The sequence below is a fragment of the Sporomusa termitida genome, from assembly GCF_007641255.1.
GTDB lineage: Bacteria > Bacillota > Negativicutes > Sporomusales > Sporomusaceae > Sporomusa > Sporomusa termitida.
In genome coordinates this window covers 4,440,402-4,457,423 of record NZ_CP036259.1, presented here as the reverse complement: position 1 = coordinate 4,457,423, position 17,022 = coordinate 4,440,402, and the positions used below count along the sequence as shown (strand labels likewise).

The following is a 17,022-nucleotide window of genomic DNA, read 5'->3' as shown; positions in this document are numbered from 1 at the left end:
ATGAAAAACTTATCCAGGATTACCGAAACATTTTCCGAATCAGTGATTCGGGAAATGACCAGGATTTGCGATGCGGCCGGCGGCTATAATCTTTCCCAGGGATTTCCCGATTTTGACAGCCCCCAGGCCATTCAGGAAGCTGCCATCCGCGCTATCTCAGCCGGGTACAACCAGTATCCGGTTACCTTTGGCGAGCCTGAACTCCGGGAGGCCATCAGCCGCAAAGTACGCCGGTATAATCAGATTGACTGTGATCCGGCCACAGATATCACGGTTACCTGTGGTGCCACGGAAGCGATGATTGCCACGCTGAAAGCGCTGATTAATCCAGGCGATGAAATCATTATTTTCGAACCCTTCTATGAAAATTATGGTCCTGACTCCATCCTGTCGGGTGCCACCCCGCGCTATATTACACTGTACGGACCCGACTGGCATTTTTCATCGACCGAACTGGCTGCTGCTTTTAATGAAAAGACCAAGGCAATTATTATTAATACGCCCAATAATCCGACCGGCAAGGTATTTACCAGATCTGAACTGCAGGAAATTGCCGGACTGGCTGTTAAATGGGACACGTACGTTGTTGCTGATGAGATTTATGAACATATCCTCTACGATGAGGCCGAGCATATATCGATGGCTTCTTTGCCAGGCATGGCCGAACGGACAATTACGATTAACTCTATTTCCAAGACCTATTCTGTTACCGGCTGGCGGGTGGGCTGGGCGATTGCCGCGCCCCGGATTACGCAGCGGATCCGGAAAGTCCATGATTTCTTTACCGTCGGTGCACCGACCCCTTTCCAGCACGCCGCTGCTGAGGCCATGAATTTTGAACCAGAATATTATACCGGACTAAAAAATCACTATGCCGAGGCCCGTGATTTTTTCCTCCGTGTTCTCCGGGAGGCCGGTTTCCAGTGTGAATTGCCTAAAGGGGCCTATTATGTGCTTGCCGATGCCAGTGGTATTATGAAACAGCTAAAGCTTACCGATGATACCGCCTTTAGCCGCAGACTTATTGAACTGACCGGTGTTGCTACTGTCCCGGGATCCTCTTTTTACGCTGACAAAACCAAAGGCAGCCACCAGGTCCGGTTTTGCTTCTGCAAAAAGTGGGAGACACTAGAACTGGTTGCCCAGGCGCTGGCAACAAAACTTCCTTAAATAATTAAATTTTAAAAATAGGGCATAAGAACTTTCACCCCGCCAATACTAAGATTGAATAAATCAATTTAAGTTACGGAAAGGGTGAGAGTTTTTGTGTACTAACAGTCGCTTACAAAGTATCGTCAGTATTCTCATCATCCTGTTTGTTTTAGCTGCTGTTTTGTCTGGTGGCTGTGGCACCGGCAATAAACCGGCGCCCAAACCGCTGGATCAAAACCAGCAAGCACCTGGCAATGTAACTATGCCCCCGCGGATGGTGATTGGCTATTATGAAAACCCCTGGCCCGGCACCCCTGACCAGAGCGGTTCTTTCCCCAGTATGAAGGCGCATGCGAAGAGTTTATCGGCTGTGGGTCCCTTTTGGTATAAAGCTACTAAAGACGGTACCTTAGAGGCCAAGGACAGCCAAATGGTCTATGATACTGCCCGTCAATCCGGTCTTAAGATGTATCCGTTAATAACCAACAAAACCGGCTCTACTGATGAGGTCCTTGGCGATCCGGCAGTACGCACCAAAGTTACCGACAGTATTGTTAAATTGGTCCAGGAAAAAGGCTATGACGGCATCAATATTGATTTTGAACTTTTGCCGCCCAAACATAAAGACAACCTGACTGCTTTTATGGCTGAACTGTATCCCAAAATGCAGGCCATAAATAAAACAGTGATTATTTCGGTATTCCCCCGGGTTGAGGTGGCGGAAGATGTTTCCGGGGCCTACGATTATCCGCAACTGGCCCCCAATGCCGATTTTCTGCAGATTATGACTTATGATAACCATTGGGCTACCTCGGAACCAGGGCCGGTGGCGCCGGTGGAGTGGTTTGAAAAAAACGTTAAATATGCAATTGAGCAAGCCGGCGGCCCCCATAAAGTCATCATCGGTATCAGCGCTTATGGCTATGACTGGGTGGGCAAAGAAGGGGAAACCATTAAATATGTGGATGCCATTGTCTTGGCCGAAAAAAACGGTGCTAAAATTAACTATGATGACAAAGCACAGGCACCGTGGTTCAAATACAAAAATCATGAAGTATGGTTTGAAAACGATAAAAGTACAGCGGCTAAACTGGACATAGTGGCCAAATATAACCCGGCCGGTATCGCGATCTGGCGTCTTGGCCAGGAACAACCGGAGATTTGGGGCATTATCGACAAGAAGTTTCCCAAAGAACAGTAATGGCACCCTGCCGCATCGGCGGCAGGTTTTTTTTGCTATAGCGAGAATATCTGGCAGTAAAGGCTTAATTTCTTACGCAAGGAGGAAGATAGCTATGGCTGTTGTTGAAGTTACCATTGCCCCGTTGGGTACAGGCTCCCCTAGTGTCAGTCACTTTGTGGCCGGCTGCCACAAAGTCCTCGAACAGGCCCCAGACCTAAAATATCAATTAACGCCAATGTCAACTGTCATTGAAGGGGATCTTGACCGGATTTTAGCGGTTATTCGACAAATGCACGAAGTGCCATTTATGAGCGATGCACAGCGGGTTATGACGACAATCAGAATTGACGACAGGCGGGACAAAGAATTGACTATGGCCGGGAAAATCAAGGCTGTTACCGACAAGCTGTAATGCTGGCCTGCTCTTTTTTGTAAAAATGCTTGACCTTTTAAACTGTAATTTGCTATACTTCAAGACAAGTCCCCGGCGACAGGGGGCTTGTCTTGTTATGTAGTAAAAGGTAATATAAAGACGATGGAAGGGTGATTGTGTTATGACATCACGCCTCGAAAAGCGGCTTGTTGATCAGCGCAAAAGCCGGCGCAGCCATTTTTTGCTGATACTCATTTGCTTACTTTTGTTTATTACCGTGGCTGGTGCCACCTATTACTGGTCAACAGGCGGTACCTTTGAAAAGGCCCGGCCGGCAGGGGCGAATGTAACCGGACTGCCGCACAAAGTCAATATCCTGGTACTGGGAGTAGATGAACGCAGTGATGATGTCGGCCGTTCGGATACGATGTTTGTCATTACTGCCGACACCGGCACCAAAGAAGTGACCCTGCTGTCCATACCCCGGGATACCAGGGTCAGAATCCCCGGTTACGGCTGGGACAAAATTAATCATGCCTATGCAGAAGGCGGCCATAAGCTGTCACAACGGGCAGTTGAGGATTTGCTGGGTATTCCTATGGATTATTATGCGATCATTAACTTTGCTGCCTTTAACAAAATAGTTGACGCCGTCGGCGGCGTTACCGTTGATGTTGAAAAACGTATGTATTACGAAGATCCCTATGACAACCTGTTGATTGACCTTAAGCCCGGCCTGCAGGAAATGGACGGCAGGACCGCAATTAAATATGTTCGCTACCGTGACGAGGATGGCGATATCGGCCGGATTGAGCGCCAGCAGAAGTTTATTAAAGCGATGCTCAAAGAAGCAAGCAGCCCGTTCATACTGCCCCGGATACCGGGCATTATCCGGGAGGTAAACGCAGCTCTTGATACCGATATGACAACAGCAGAAATGCTAAATCTGGCGAAACTGTTAAATGATGCGTCAAAGGTCGGCTTAAAGGCGGATATGGTGCCGGGAAAACCGGCCTATATTGCGGATATCAGTTATTGGCTGCCTGATATTATTGGATTGAGAAACTATGTGATTTTTTCCCAGGGTATGACTGCCGATGACAAGTTTGTGGCCGCCGCCCGCTCCACCGCAGCTCAGTATGAAAGGTCTGTGCCGCAGGAAATGAAAATCATTGACGTGCCGAAAAAGCCGGCGGCGGTAAAAGACCCCAAACCAAAAGCGATTATTGATTCTGAAGATCCTGATAAGCCGCAGGAAACCGACAAACCTAAAGAGACCGGCAAACCTAAAGAAACCGGCAAACCTAAAGTGCCGGAAGCCAAACCGCCGGCCGCTGGCAGTAAGCTGCGGTTTGAAGTGGTGAACGCCAGTGGTGCGCCGGGAGCCGGTGAAAAGATGGCCGCGGCACTCCGCGATCAGGGGTATGATGTGATCAGTGTGGCTGGCAGTAGAGCCGCTAACAGAAATACGGTGGTCATTGCCAATAGCAGTGAAGCCAGCAGCAAGTTAACAAGACTGCCATTCCGCTATGTGCTGCAGGTTAACCGGGATGCTAGCAAAGCCAATACCGTCCGGGTCATAGTCGGCAAAGATTACCTGCAGTAAGCGAAAGTTTTCCTGAAAGTTCTTAATACGGGCGATAGCAACCAGGCGCCGGCCACAGGGTTGCTATTTTTTTTGCTTAATCCGGGATACTAAGTAATATAAATTGGGTGCTAGTACCCTGGCACAGTTAGATGTTAGTTTTAGACAACGTAGATTTTTTCGCAATGCAAGGCGGAGGACGCTAACTGATTCAGTAAGATCTGCTGTAATGAGGCCGGTAGGTGATAGGTCTCTTATTACTTGCGCGGGCCGCGCAGATCGGCAATCTGTAAGGCGACGACAACGAAGCAGTGCGGAAAAAGACCGCAATATAAGCCGAACTTTTAGGTGACGCACGGTACTAAGAAAAGGGGATAGATATGTGGGACGAGAAAAGCCGCCGGATTGGCATATTAGCCCTCATTGCCGCCGGTATTGTCGGCGTATTGGTGCTTAGGCTGGTTTGGATGCAGTTGTTTCAGGGCGGGCAATATAAAAAAATTGCCGAACAAAACCGTACCCGGCAAATTACCGACCAGGCCCCGCGGGGGACAATCTATGACCGGAACGGTGCCGTGATTGTGGCTAACCGGCCTAGTTTTGCCATATCAATTATTCCCGGTGAGTATACAAATCCACCGGAGACTACTCCGCTGCTGGCGGCGATTACCGGTGTTCCCGCTGATGAGATTGAACAGCTGCTAAAAGGCAGTGAGGATTCCCTCTATACCCCGGTGCGGATCAAACGGGACATTGATGCTGCCATGATCGCCCAAGTCGAGGAGAGGCAGGATTATCTGCCTGGTGTGATCATTGAGGCCATTCCGGTCAGGCAGTATATGTACAAAGAACTGGCGGCTCACGTATTGGGGTTTGTCGGCAGTATTGGTGCAGAGGAATATGTCAGGCGCAAAAGTCAGGGAGTTAGTGCCACCGATTTAGTGGGCAAGGATGGCCTGGAGCGGGAATGGGAAGATGCACTGCGCGGTACAGACGGCGGTCTGAAGCTGGAAGTGAATGCCGGTGGGGAAGAGGTGCGGTCACTGGGGGACCAGGCGGCTGTTCCCGGCAAAGGGCTGGTGCTGACGCTTGACGCCAACCTGCAAAAGGCCGCTGAAGAAGCACTGACTGTTCAGGTAGCGGCCAGCCGGCAGCAGGGCGCACCGGCTAAAGGCGGGGCCATTGTGGCCCTTGATGTAAAAACAGGCGGTGTACTGGTCATGGCCAGCAACCCGGCCTTTGACCCCAATGTTTTTGCCGGCGGCATTTCCAGCCGGGAGTGGAACAAGCTTATTGCCACCGCCAATACCCCGCTCAATAACCGGGCTATCCAGAATACTTACCCGCCGGCCTCGGTGTTCAAGATTGTTACCTTAGCTGCTGCACTGGAGATGAATCTGACCACCCCCGGGGAAATATTCGATGACCGCGGGGTGTATGTGTTAAACGGCTGGAGCTTTTACGGCTGGGATACCAAAGGCCTGGGCAAACTGACAGTCAGCGGGGCCCTGGCCTGGTCGAGCGACCCGGTCTTTTATGAACTGGGCCGTCGCCTGGGGGCCGACAATCTGGCCTCTTACGCCCTGACCTTTGGTCTGGGTCAAAAGACCGGCATTAAGCTCGCCGGCGAACAAAAGGGGATTGTGCCGACTACCGCATGGAAACAGGCTACTTATGGCGAAGGCTGGTATCCGGGCGAAACGCTGATTGCCGCCATTGGCCAGGGGTACTATCTGGTAACGCCTCTGCAGCAGGCTTTGCTGGCTATGGCGGTTGCCACCGGTGGGGTTGTCTATAAACCAATGCTGGTTGACAAGGTGCTGACGCCTGAGGGCAACCTAGCCGACAAGCTGCAGCCGGAGATTCTGCGGACAATATATCTGCGGCCTGAGGTCTGGGAGACAATCCGTGAGGGGATGATTGCCGTTGCCGCCAGCGGCACCGGTGCCGCCACTTTTAAAGGGTTTCCCCAAACTGTGGCCGGAAAATCCGGCTCAGCCGAAACCGGTCGGAGTACCACTCATTCCTGGTTTGTCTGCTATGCTCCTGTGGAAAAACCGGAAATTGCCGTGGCTGTGTTTGTTGAAGACGGGGGTGAAGGGTCCATGGCCGCGGCCCCTGTTGCCAGGCGGGTACTGGAGTCGTATTTTTCCATACCGGGTAAAACACTGCCGCCGCCCGTCAAAACAGATTAGGTTCAGGTGCAGTTCAGGCAGGACCAGATTTGCTGTCTGGTTCATTATTTTATTTATGCCAAAAGGAAAATTACCATTCAACCGCGAAATATGATAAGATGTTGGTGGCACAATAACTCATCCCGGGACGTGAAATAAATGGAGTTATACCCAATCAATCTAAAATTAGCCGGACGGCGCTGTGCTGTTGTCGGTGGCGGTGCGGTTGCGGCGCGAAAAGTAATGCTGCTTATGGCAGTTGCTGCTGAAGTGAGCGTATTTAGCCCGGTGCTTACACCCGGTCTTGCCAGCCTGGTTGAAGCCAGGCGTCTGACCTGGGTGCCACGCGCCTATAACCCGGGGGATTTATATAGTTTTTTTCTGGTATTCTGCGCTACCGATCAGCCTGATGCCAACCGGCAGGCCGCTGCCGAGGCGCGGGCAGCCGGTGCGTTAGTAAATTGTGCGGATGCACCTGAACTGTCTGATTTTTACGTGCCGGCTCATATTGTGCACGGCGATTTACTCATTACCGTTTCGACAGGTGGCGGCAGCCCCGCTTTGGCCAGGCGCCTGAAAGAGGACATTGCTGCCAGGTATGGTCCGGAATACGGCCATTACCTGGCACTGATTGCCAAATTGCGGCCTGAGATAAAAGGCCGTCTGTCAACAGCGAAAGAGCGGGAAAAATTTTGGCGCGAGACTATTGACCATGAGGCGCTAAATTTAATTAAAAGTGGTAAGTTTAGCGAGGCAGAGGAGAGAATACGACATGCAGCTTGTTGTACTGGGCCTGAATCATAGAACTGCCCCGGTAGAAGTCAGAGAATGCTTCTCCTTTTCTGAAGAAAAAATCAGAGCAGCCTATAAGCGTCTGCCCGAATATGATGATATCCGGGAATGCGTTATTTTGTCTACCTGTAACCGCACTGAGATGTACGCGGTCGTTGAAGAGGCTGATGATGCCCTGCCGGTTATGCAGGAGTTTCTCGATCATATGGCCCCGGGTGTGTTAGCTGAGACAAGCTATGACTATCTGTTTTATTTTCAGGAAGAGGAATGTATCCGGCATCTGTTCCGGGTTAGTGCCAGTCTGGATTCACTGGTGCTGGGTGAAGGGCAGATCTTAAGTCAGGTAAAGACTGCCTATGCTATGGCCCGGACGGCCGGTACCACCAGCACCGTGCTGAATACCCTATTCAACAGGGCGATTGCTGTCGGCAAGAAAATCAGGACAACGACCAGGATTGCCTACAGTGCTGTGTCTGTCAGCTATGCGGCCGTCGAGCTGGCCAAAAAGATACTGGGGAATTTGTCGGCCGCCAATGTCCTGGTGCTGGGAGCCGGCGAGATGAGTGAGCTGACGGCTAAACACCTTGTGGCGAGCGGCGTCAAAACGGTTTTTGTGTCAAATCGCAACTATGACCGGGCCGCTGCCCTGGCGGATAAGTTCCGCGGGGTGGCTGTACCTTTTGAGAATTTTATGCAGTCAGCGGTTGAGGCCGATATTATTATTACCTCCACCGGTGCGCCCCACTATATCATCCATGCCTGGGATGTGGCCCATCTGATGCCGAAACGGCAGGGCCGTCCGATCCTGTTTATTGATATTGCCGTACCGCGCGATATTGAACCTGAGGTCGGCGCGATTGCCGGCGCCTCCTTATATAACATTGATGACCTGGAAGCGGTTGTTGAATCAAATATGCGGGGACGGGAGCAGGAGGCCGTTGAAGCCGAAAAGCTGATCGATGAAGAAATGGCCGGAATTATTGAAAGGTTCCGCTATTTATCGTACCAGCCAACACTGGTCCGCCTGACCGATAAGGCCGAGCGCATCCGGCAGCGGGAAATTAAGCGGGCCATGGCTAAGCTGCCCGGTATTACCGCCGACGAGCGCAAGATATTTGAGAATATGTCAAGAATGATTGTAAGAAAGCTGCTCCGCGACCCGATTGTCAGGCTGAACGAAGCTGCCGGTACCGACAAGGAGCATCACTATCAGGATGCTCTCCGGAAGATGTTTAAGCTGGATATTGCGCTGGAAATGGCACGTGAACAGGAAGACTATTTAGGAGAGGAACAAAACAGTGAAACAAAAACTCGTCATCGGTACGCGCGGCAGTAAGCTGGCGTTGTGGCAGGCCAATTATGTGGCGGGCTGCCTGCGGGCTCGCTACCCGGCAGTGGAAATTGTCCTGAAGAATATGGTAACAACAGGTGACCGGATTCTTGATGTGCCGTTAGCTAAGATCGGCGGCAAGGGACTGTTCACGAAAGAGCTGGAAGTGGCTATGCTGAACGGAGAAATCGACCTGGCAGTGCATAGCCTGAAAGATATGCCCACCGAGCTGCCGGCCGGCCTGGTGCTGGCGGCAGTTACCGACCGGGTTGACCCCGGTGACGCCCTCATCAGCCCGGCCTATAAAACCCTGGCTAATCTGCCTGTTAATGCCCGGGTAGGGACCTCAAGCCTCCGCCGCAAGGCGCAACTGCTGAATGCCCGGCCTGACCTGGTGATTGTTGACCTGCGCGGCAACCTGGATACGCGGCTGAAAAAGCTGACAACCGAAAATCTTGACGCTATCCTGCTGGCGGTGGCCGGGCTCAAACGCCTGGGCTGGGATGCACATATTACACAGATACTGCCGCAGGATATTTGTCTGCCTGCTGTCGGACAGGGGGCACTGGCACTGGAAGCGCGCGCTGAGGACACTGCGACCCTGGCAATGCTGCAATTCCTGGATCATGAGCCGACCCGTCAGGCTACATTGGCTGAACGAAGCTTTCTGTCTGAGGTTGAAGGCGGCTGCCAGATCCCGATCGGCGTTTACGGGCAGCTTGACAGGGCGGGGCAGCTTAGCCTTAATGCAGTTATTATGTCGCCTGACGGCAAAGAAGTGGTTCGGGACACGGCCCATGGCCGCCCGGCCGCGGCGGCGGTTTTGGGACAGACACTGGCAGTGCGTATGCTGGACAATGGCGGGCGTGAAATACTGGCCCAGCTGTTTACAACAAAATAAATCTTTATTTGCTACTATAGATGATTGAGATAGGGGTAAGGGGGATGCCAATGGAACAGGGATTTGTCTACTTAGTCGGTGCCGGTCCTGGTGACTACGGGCTAATTAGCATAAAGGCAATAGAGTGCATTAAAGAGGCTGACACCATCGTGTATGACCGGCTGGCGGATGACTGCCTGCTGGAGCATGCCCGGCCGGATGTTGAGCTTGTTTATGTCGGTAAAGCCGCAAGCGATCATACCATGCGGCAGGAGGACATTAATCAACTGCTGGTAGATAAAGCCCGGGAACATAAAACGGTTGTCCGTCTTAAAGGCGGTGACCCCTTCGTTTTCGGACGCGGCGGGGAAGAAGCGCTAACACTGTTAGCGCATAACATTCCTTTTGAGGTCGTGCCCGGAATTACCTCGGCTATCTCAGTACCGGCCTATGCCGGTATTCCGGTAACACACCGGGGGCTTGCCACCTCGTTTGCCGTCATTACCGGCCACGAAGATCCCACCAAGGCCGAATCGACAATCCAATGGGATAAACTGGCTACTGCTGTGGATACCTTAGTATTTCTGATGGGGGTGGAGAATCTGCCCTATATTACCGGCAAGCTGATGGAACATGGTCGTCCGGCGGATACGCCGGCAGCCGTCATTCGCTGGGGCACCAAACCTGAGCAGCAAGTACTGGTAACCAATGTTGGCCAGGCGGCGCAGGCTGTTGCCGCCAGGGGCTTAAAACCGCCGGCGATTTTTATTGTCGGGCAGGTGGTTGCTTTGCGCGATAAACTGGCCTGGTTTGACAATAAACTGCTGTTTGGCAAGAAAGTACTTGTGACCAGGGCCCGTGAACAGGCCAGCGTGCTTACCGCCGGGCTGGCTAAACTAGGCGCTTGCTGTATGGAAGCCCCGGCCATTAAGATAGTACCGCCTGAAAGCTATGGTCCGCTTGATGAGGCCATTGCCAGGCTAAAAGAATATGACTGGCTGATTTTCACCAGTGTTAACGGTGTCGAACATTTCTTCCGCCGGTTGGCAGCTGCCGGGCTGGATACCAGGGCAATTGCCGCCAAGATAGCTGCTATCGGCTCGCCGACAGCAAATCTGTTGAGGAATTACGGTATCAGGGCTGATATCGTTCCGGCCGAGTTCAGGGCCGAGGGCGTCGTTGAGGCGATAGGACCCTACATAAAACCCGGTGTGAAGGTGCTGATTCCCCGGGCTTTGGTAGCACGGGATATTTTGCCGGTAAAACTGGCAGAACAGGGGGCTGTTGTTAATGTCGTTCCGGCGTATCGTACCCTAACCGCTGATACAGACGGCCAGGAACTGGCAGCAAAGTTAAACCAGGGTGAGATTGAACTTGTTACCTTTACCAGTTCATCAACTGTTACCAACCTGCTGTCCCTGCTGGGCCCTGCGGGGGCCGGGCTTGTTGCTAAAGCCAAGGTGGCCTGTATCGGCCCAATTACCGCCGGGACCTGTCTGGCAAATGGCATTACACCGGATGTTATTGCCGAGGAATATACCATTAAAGGGTTAATTGCCGCTATTACGGCTATGTACAGGGAGGAGTAAATATGGCTATTGTTCAGCGTCCCCGGCGGCTGCGAGTTTCCGGCGGCATCCGCAGCATGGTGAGGGAGACGGCACTCGCGGCTGCCGATCTGATCTATCCGGTGTTTGTTGTTCCTGGCTCCAAGGTTAAAAAGGAGATTGCGTCTTTGCCGGGTAATTATCATCTGTCACCTGATATGGCTGTTGACATCGCCAAAGCGGTTTATGCGGCAGGAATTCCGGCCATCCTGGTTTTTGGTCTGCCTGAATACAAAGATGAGCGCGGCAGCAGCGCCTGGGACATGAACAGTCCGGTGCAGCAGGCGGTTATGGCTATTAAACAAGCCTTACCTGAGCTTGTTGTTATTACCGATGTCTGTTTGTGCCAATACACCGATCATGGTCACTGCGGCCTGCTGAACGGCGATAAAGTGGATAATGACCCGACCCTGCCGCTCTTAGCCGCGGTGGCGCACAGCCATGCGCAGGCGGGGGCCGATATGGTTGCGCCGTCGGATATGATGGACGGCAGGGTTGCCGCTATCCGGGAGCTGTTGGACCGTTCGGACTGCAGTGATGTCAGCATTATGTCCTATTCGGCCAAGTATGCCTCCGGGTACTACGGTCCTTTCCGGGATGCCGCCGACTCGTCGCCGCAGTTTGGCGATCGCCGGGCTTATCAGATGGACCCGGCTAATTCGCGGGAGGCGCTTAAAGAAGTTGCGCTTGATGTCGCCGAAGGGGCGGATATTGTTATTGTTAAGCCGGCCCTGGCTTACCTTGATATTGTCCGTCAGGTGAAGGATAAATTCCTGCTGCCTGTTGCTGCCTATAATGTCAGTGGTGAATATGCAATGGTTAAGGCGGCGGCGGCCCAGGGCCTGATTGATGAACCGCGTCTGGTTATTGAAACACTCACTAGTATGAAGCGGGCCGGTGCCGATACGATTATTACCTATCATGCCTTAGATGCTGTACGCTGGTTGTAGGAGGAGAAAAACAATGGCATTCAAATTAGATAAATCAGCTAAAGCCTTTGCTGAGGCTAAGCAATATATTCCCGGCGGTGTCAACAGCCCGGTCCGTTCGTTCCGGGGCGTTGGCGGCACGCCGCCCTTTATTGCCAAAGCGGCCGGCAGCCGTATCTATGATATTGACGGCAATAGCTATATTGACTATGTCGGTTCCTGGGGGCCTATGATTTTAGGCCATGCTCACCCTGAGGTTGTCGGTGAGTTAAAAGAAGCATTGGAACGGGGAACCAGCTACGGAGCCCCCACTCTGTTAGAAACTGAACTGGCCCGTCTGATTTCTGAAGCCGTTCCGTCGATGGAACTTGTTCGCTGTGTCAACTCCGGCACCGAAGCCACCATGAGCGTGCTCAGGCTGGCACGGGCTTATACGAAACGCGGCAAGATCGTAAAATTTGCCGGTTGTTATCATGGTCATCATGACAGCCTGCTGGTCAAGGCTGGCTCAGGGGCTACAACCCTGGGTGTACCTGACAGCCCGGGAGTGCCGGAAAGTATTGCCGGCAATACCCTGACGGCGGAATATAATGATATCAAGGGTTTGACGGAACTGTTCGCACAACACGGTGAGGATATTGCGGCTGTAATTATTGAACCTGTCCCCGGTAATATGGGCTTGGTGCTGCCCCGGTCCGGCTATCTCGATCAGGTTCGGGGGCTGACAGAGCGCTACGGTGCCCTGCTGATCTTTGATGAGGTTATGTCCGGTTTCCGGGTTGCCTACGGGGGGGCCCAGGAGGTCTATAATATCACCCCGGACCTGACCTGCCTTGGCAAGGTAATCGGCGGCGGCTTACCAGTTGGTGCCTATGGCGGCCGGCGGGATATTATGGAGCTCATCGCCCCGGCCGGCCCGGTATATCAGGCCGGAACGCTGAGTGGTAATCCACTGGCGATGACGGCCGGGATCGCTACCTTGCGATTACTTGTGGAGAATCCTGATTTTTATGAGAAGGTGACAACAATGACGGCTGCGTTATGCGCCGGCATGCAGGCACAGGCCGAGGCCTTTGGTTTCAACTTCCAGTTTCATCAGGCCGGTTCCATGTTTGGGCTGTTCTTTAGTGATAGACCGGTATATGATTATGATAGTGCCAGGCATTCAGATGTTGCGGCTTTTAATGTGTTTTTCCATGCCATGCTCGAGCAGGGCATTTACCTGGCACCATCCCAGTTTGAAGCTGCATTTATGTCAGGTGCCCATACCCATGCCGATATTGGTGCTACTATTGCGGCCAGCGGTAATGCTTTTGCCAAAGTGGCCAAGTACTATCGTCAGCAATAAAATTCAGGAATTAGTAATTCCTATGTTATTTAAATATAACATAGGAATTACTTTTTTTGACGAAATTTGTGGAAATTTCCAGAAAATTGCGTTATTATTTTAATTCATAGAGCGTGGTAGACCTTTACATTTCTTCTGATTAGTAAGATAATATATTACTAGAGATGCCAATTTGCTCCTGGATTGTAAAGGGGTTTAGGGGAATGAGTGCAATAAACCGTGTGCATACTGCGAGTGAATGGGGTGATTCTGCCTCCCAGCTGCAGATTATAACCAGGCGAATAAGTAGTATTTCAGCAGTATTTACGATGGTGGCTGCAGTGCTCAATCCGGGGCCGCACTGGGCTATTATTGTTATGCTAAGCTCTGCTTATGCCATTTATAATATCATATTATCCTGGCGGCGGAGGCAGCCTAAACTGGGTGAGTTTGCTGCCAATCTATCGCTGTGTGCCGGCCTGACGCTGGCGGGGGCATTATACAGCAATGTTCTGTACCATCTGCTTTTAATGCAAATGGTGCTGAAGGTTGGGCGTGGGCGGGACCGGGCCATGCGGACTATGGCTATTACCCTGGTGTATCTGACCGCTAATATAATCAGGGCTGATTTTGTGGCGGCAGCTTTTTTACTGGAAATGGTTTATAATGTGATGGGCTTTGCTGTTTTATCGATTACGGCGCTCCATATGCGTAAGGTCATGGAAATGCAAATGCAGCATGAAGGTCAAATTGCCGAGCTTAAGCGGCAAAATGCCCACCATTATGCAATGGCGCATACAGATGAGCTGACAGGCTTGCTGAATCACCGGGCTTATCTGGAAAAAACCGCTGACTTACCGCAATATGTATTGTTAGTGATTGATATTGATCACTTTAAAAAACTTAACGATACTTACGGTCACCTGTTTGGTGACCAGGTACTGACAACTGTCGGCAATATTATAAAAATCGGTATTCGCAATAAGGACATGGCATTTCGGTATGGCGGTGAAGAGTTTGCCCTGGTGCTGCCGGGCACAGCCCTGGAGCTGGGGCTTAAGATTGCAGAGCGCCTCAGATATCAGGTGGCTAATTGTAATTTTTTTCATAATGGCGAGTCTGTTAAAATTACCATCAGTATTGGCGTGTCCTGCAAAAATCCGAGTGCAGACTGTCAAGATGCCTTCCGTGAGGCTGACAGCGCTCTGTATCGTGCCAAAAAGCAAGGGCGCAACCGGTGTGTTGTGTTTTAGCTGATGGTAAAAGCCCTCTTGCTTCATTATAGAGGTAAGTAATACGGGACTGTGACGTGCGTCACAGTCCCGTGTGAGCTTATGTTAGTATTGCTTAATATCGATGTCCACCCTGTCTCCATTTTTAACACAGGCTGTAAATTCAGTTGGCAGCCCATTCAAAAGTATAGTTACCTTGCTTGCTGCCGGCAGGCGCAACGGATCAAAATCGGCGGCCAGCAGCACATCACTGATTAGGGGCTGAGGGTTGGCGGCGGTGATCAATTCAATAGCACTGTCAGGCTGAGCCGGTTGAGCCGGTTCAGCCTGGTGCCCGTTAACCATCACTGTGTGGCGGCGGATGGGGACCGGACAATTCACACCATTAAATAGCACACTGACGGCTGGCATAAGCTGAGTGGTGCTAATCCCCAGAACCTCCGCCAGCGTAGGCAGCGGCAGCTGGAGAGTTTCAACTGCATCCCCGGAATGCAACAATTGGTCAAATGAGGCGAGAGTTTCGTTTATGGTATATTTAGGCCAGACCTTATAGGCGCGCAGCCTGCCATTGACCTGATAGCTGTATTCGGCCGGTTGGGGTTTGAGGCCTAAAAGCTCGAGGGTTTGCAACAAGGTAAGGGCGGAAGGGGAAACAATCTGATCGCGGTCACATAAAACCGTAGCCGTTGTTGCCGGCTGGCCATTGACTGTCAGCGGCGGACTGACGGTATAGCTTTGGCCATCGATCCGGATGGATAACGGTTCCGGCACCGCAATTACCTCTGCCAGCAACGGCCTTGGTTCTGTGCCGTCAGTGCCGAGTGTAACCTCCAGAATATCCTGGTCATGTAAGGCGCCGGTCAGCGGGGTTGACTGGCCATTTAACAATACCTGGCCGGGAGTGCCGTGGCTGCCGGCAATAAACCGGGTTTCGCCGTTAACAGTAATGGTCAGGGCCATACCGGGGCGACCGCGAAGTGCCCGAATATCAATGCCGGCAGCCAAGAGGGCGTCGGCTACTGTCAACTGGCTGAGATTAAAGAGACGGATTGGCTGCTTATTAACAAAGATATTAACAAAGTTTAAGGCCCGGCCGCTGGCTAGTTTTAAAATACCAAGCGGGGTTACAGCATCAGGGGTACACAATTCTGCTGGTATGCCGGTGAAGCCTTCCATTGAATCAGGGCGACGGATGGCTACCCTGGCCTGCGGTATATCAAGTGCCTGGGCAAGGGCTTCCGGCAGCAGTGGCGTTAGCGCACCACCCCCAACTAAGAGTACGGCTTGCGGCGCCGCGGTATTGAGGGTTAAAATTTCAGTGGCGATTGCTTGCGCTAATTCACCTACTTTCGGGGTCATGGCAGCAATAATATCTTTAGTCGGCAGCTTGTGAACCATGCCCAGTACGTCTGTAAAAGTAAGTTTCTTATTTTTGCCGCCCAGTTGACGTTTAACTGTTTCTGCAATATTAAAATCTAAGAGGAAATGCTGGGATAGTGTTTCGGTAATCTCATCACCGGCAAAAGGTACCATGCCATAGGCAATAACCGAACCATCACGGGTAATGGCCACATCTGATGTACCGGCACCAACATCGACCAGGACCAGATTAAGATGACGCATCGTTGAGGGAATCAGGGCATTGATTGCGGCAATAGGCTCAAGAGTAAGAGTGGACATTTCCAGGCCGACAGCCTGGATGGCTGATTGCAGTGAATCGATTACCGGCCGGGGTAAAAAGGTAGCAATTACCTCGATACCGGCACGTTTGCCACGCTGGCCAATCAGGCTTTTAATGCGGCTGGCGTCCAGGGTAAAGCTAACAACACTATAGCCAACACAGTAATAACCGGCCGGGTCCGGTATGGCGCCCGAGGTAGCGAGTTCCACCTGAGCAGCCTGGACTGCAGCCAGTTCCAGCAAGCGTTCGTCGTCCAGGGTGAGGGTACCGCGGGCAGCGGTTTCAAGCTCAGAGCTGCCCCTCAGTGTGCACAGGGCCCGGCCGGCGGCCGCTACGGCAACCCTGGCCAGCGGACCGGTGCTGATCTCTAACCGCGCTTTAACTGCTGCCAATACGCCGGCCACTTCCTGCACATCATGAATCTGACCGTCCAGCATCGCCCGGGTATGATGTTCCTCACGGTCCGAGGCTAAGAGCGTAATTACTCCGTTCTCAGTTTTGCCGACTAAGCCAACGACACTGCGCGTACCGATATCTAATGCAAACAGAAGTTGGTTATCATCATCCATTAGGTACTCCTTACGGCAGCTTGCAAATACCCCGCCTGGGCGATGTTTTTGCGGCACAGTGCAGCATGGATCGCTTTACTAGTGGGCATCAGTAGGCTGCATAACTTGTATTTAGTGGTATTTTCGCTGCCGCACAGCCTGTTTCCTGTCAGAAAAGATAATATTATCGTATTTGTTTATATCTTTTGCGAGGACAGTCCGGTAATAT

The 17,022-nt window shown here is 52.0% G+C and carries 13 protein-coding genes; 12 read left to right on the top strand and 1 reads right to left on the bottom strand.

Annotated elements, in window-relative coordinates:
* The 12 genes from SPTER_RS20660 (at position 1) to SPTER_RS20605 (ending at position 14,585) form a co-directional block, all read left to right on the top strand.
* Positions 1 to 1,170: a pyridoxal phosphate-dependent aminotransferase gene (locus SPTER_RS20660; RefSeq protein ID WP_144352124.1), complete on the top strand. Its 1,170-nt coding sequence runs from the start codon at positions 1 to 3 to the stop codon at positions 1,168 to 1,170.
* Between the two features lie 94 nt (positions 1,171 to 1,264).
* Entirely contained in the window at positions 1,265 to 2,353 is a 1,089-nt protein-coding gene (locus tag SPTER_RS20655) for a glycosyl hydrolase family 18 protein (RefSeq protein ID WP_211367352.1), read from the top strand.
* Positions 2,354 to 2,447: 94 nt separating this feature from the next.
* The gene (locus tag SPTER_RS20650; protein WP_144352123.1) at positions 2,448 to 2,747 is read left to right on the top strand and encodes an MTH1187 family thiamine-binding protein; all 300 of its coding nucleotides are present in this window, start codon (positions 2,448 to 2,450) and stop codon (positions 2,745 to 2,747) included.
* Between the two features lie 142 nt (positions 2,748 to 2,889).
* Positions 2,890 to 4,314, top strand: a complete 1,425-nt coding sequence (locus SPTER_RS20645) for an LCP family protein (protein ID WP_144352122.1) — start codon at positions 2,890 to 2,892, stop codon at positions 4,312 to 4,314.
* A 359-nt stretch (positions 4,315 to 4,673) separates the two neighbouring features.
* Complete coding sequence (gene mrdA / locus SPTER_RS20640; protein ID WP_144352121.1) at positions 4,674 to 6,488, top strand: penicillin-binding protein 2; 1,815 nt, start codon at positions 4,674 to 4,676, stop codon at positions 6,486 to 6,488.
* A 138-nt stretch (positions 6,489 to 6,626) separates the two neighbouring features.
* Positions 6,627 to 7,271, top strand: coding sequence for a precorrin-2 dehydrogenase/sirohydrochlorin ferrochelatase family protein (locus tag SPTER_RS20635; RefSeq protein ID WP_144352120.1), 645 nt, complete (start codon positions 6,627 to 6,629; stop codon positions 7,269 to 7,271).
* Positions 7,240 to 8,595: a glutamyl-tRNA reductase gene (gene hemA / locus SPTER_RS20630; RefSeq protein ID WP_144352119.1), complete on the top strand. Its 1,356-nt coding sequence runs from the start codon at positions 7,240 to 7,242 to the stop codon at positions 8,593 to 8,595. The genes SPTER_RS20635 and hemA overlap by 32 nt, the downstream gene beginning before the upstream one ends.
* On the top strand, positions 8,558 to 9,490 hold the full coding sequence (gene hemC / locus SPTER_RS20625) for a hydroxymethylbilane synthase (RefSeq protein WP_144352118.1): 933 nt from the start codon (positions 8,558 to 8,560) through the stop codon (positions 9,488 to 9,490). The genes hemA and hemC overlap by 38 nt, the downstream gene beginning before the upstream one ends.
* A 50-nt stretch (positions 9,491 to 9,540) precedes the next feature.
* Positions 9,541 to 11,058, top strand: coding sequence for a uroporphyrinogen-III C-methyltransferase (gene cobA / locus SPTER_RS20620; protein WP_144352117.1), 1,518 nt, complete (start codon positions 9,541 to 9,543; stop codon positions 11,056 to 11,058).
* A 2-nt stretch (positions 11,059 to 11,060) separates the two neighbouring features.
* Positions 11,061 to 12,026 carry a porphobilinogen synthase gene (hemB, locus tag SPTER_RS20615; protein WP_144352116.1) on the top strand — a complete coding sequence of 322 codons (966 nt, stop codon included), beginning with the start codon at positions 11,061 to 11,063 and terminating at the stop codon, positions 12,024 to 12,026.
* A 13-nt stretch (positions 12,027 to 12,039) separates the two neighbouring features.
* A complete protein-coding gene (hemL, locus tag SPTER_RS20610; protein WP_144352115.1) occupies positions 12,040 to 13,353 on the top strand; it encodes a glutamate-1-semialdehyde 2,1-aminomutase in 1,314 nt (437 codons plus the stop codon).
* Positions 13,354 to 13,556: 203 nt separating this feature from the next.
* Complete coding sequence (locus tag SPTER_RS20605) at positions 13,557 to 14,585, top strand: GGDEF domain-containing protein (protein ID WP_170233349.1); 1,029 nt, start codon at positions 13,557 to 13,559, stop codon at positions 14,583 to 14,585.
* Between the two features lie 84 nt (positions 14,586 to 14,669).
* Here SPTER_RS20605 and SPTER_RS20600 read toward each other — a convergent pair whose 3' ends face one another.
* On the bottom strand, positions 14,670 to 16,814 hold the full coding sequence (locus SPTER_RS20600) for a cell division FtsA domain-containing protein (RefSeq protein ID WP_144352113.1): 2,145 nt from the start codon (positions 16,812 to 16,814) through the stop codon (positions 14,670 to 14,672).
* Positions 16,815 to 17,022: the final 208 nt, after the last annotated feature.

Coding starts and splice junctions, on each gene's coding strand:
- SPTER_RS20600 (WP_144352113.1), bottom strand. CDS start 16,814: ATGGATGATGATAACCAACTTCTGTTTGCATTAGATATCGGTACGCGC.
- SPTER_RS20605 (WP_170233349.1), top strand. CDS start 13,557: ATGAGTGCAATAAACCGTGTGCATACTGCGAGTGAATGGGGTGATTCT.
- SPTER_RS20635 (WP_144352120.1), top strand. CDS start 6,627: ATGGAGTTATACCCAATCAATCTAAAATTAGCCGGACGGCGCTGTGCT.
- SPTER_RS20650 (WP_144352123.1), top strand. CDS start 2,448: ATGGCTGTTGTTGAAGTTACCATTGCCCCGTTGGGTACAGGCTCCCCT.
- SPTER_RS20645 (WP_144352122.1), top strand. CDS start 2,890: ATGACATCACGCCTCGAAAAGCGGCTTGTTGATCAGCGCAAAAGCCGG.
- hemA (WP_144352119.1), top strand. CDS start 7,240: ATGCAGCTTGTTGTACTGGGCCTGAATCATAGAACTGCCCCGGTAGAA.
- cobA (WP_144352117.1), top strand. CDS start 9,541: ATGGAACAGGGATTTGTCTACTTAGTCGGTGCCGGTCCTGGTGACTAC.
- mrdA (WP_144352121.1), top strand. CDS start 4,674: ATGTGGGACGAGAAAAGCCGCCGGATTGGCATATTAGCCCTCATTGCC.
- hemL (WP_144352115.1), top strand. CDS start 12,040: ATGGCATTCAAATTAGATAAATCAGCTAAAGCCTTTGCTGAGGCTAAG.
- SPTER_RS20660 (WP_144352124.1), top strand. CDS start 1: ATGAAAAACTTATCCAGGATTACCGAAACATTTTCCGAATCAGTGATT.
- hemB (WP_144352116.1), top strand. CDS start 11,061: ATGGCTATTGTTCAGCGTCCCCGGCGGCTGCGAGTTTCCGGCGGCATC.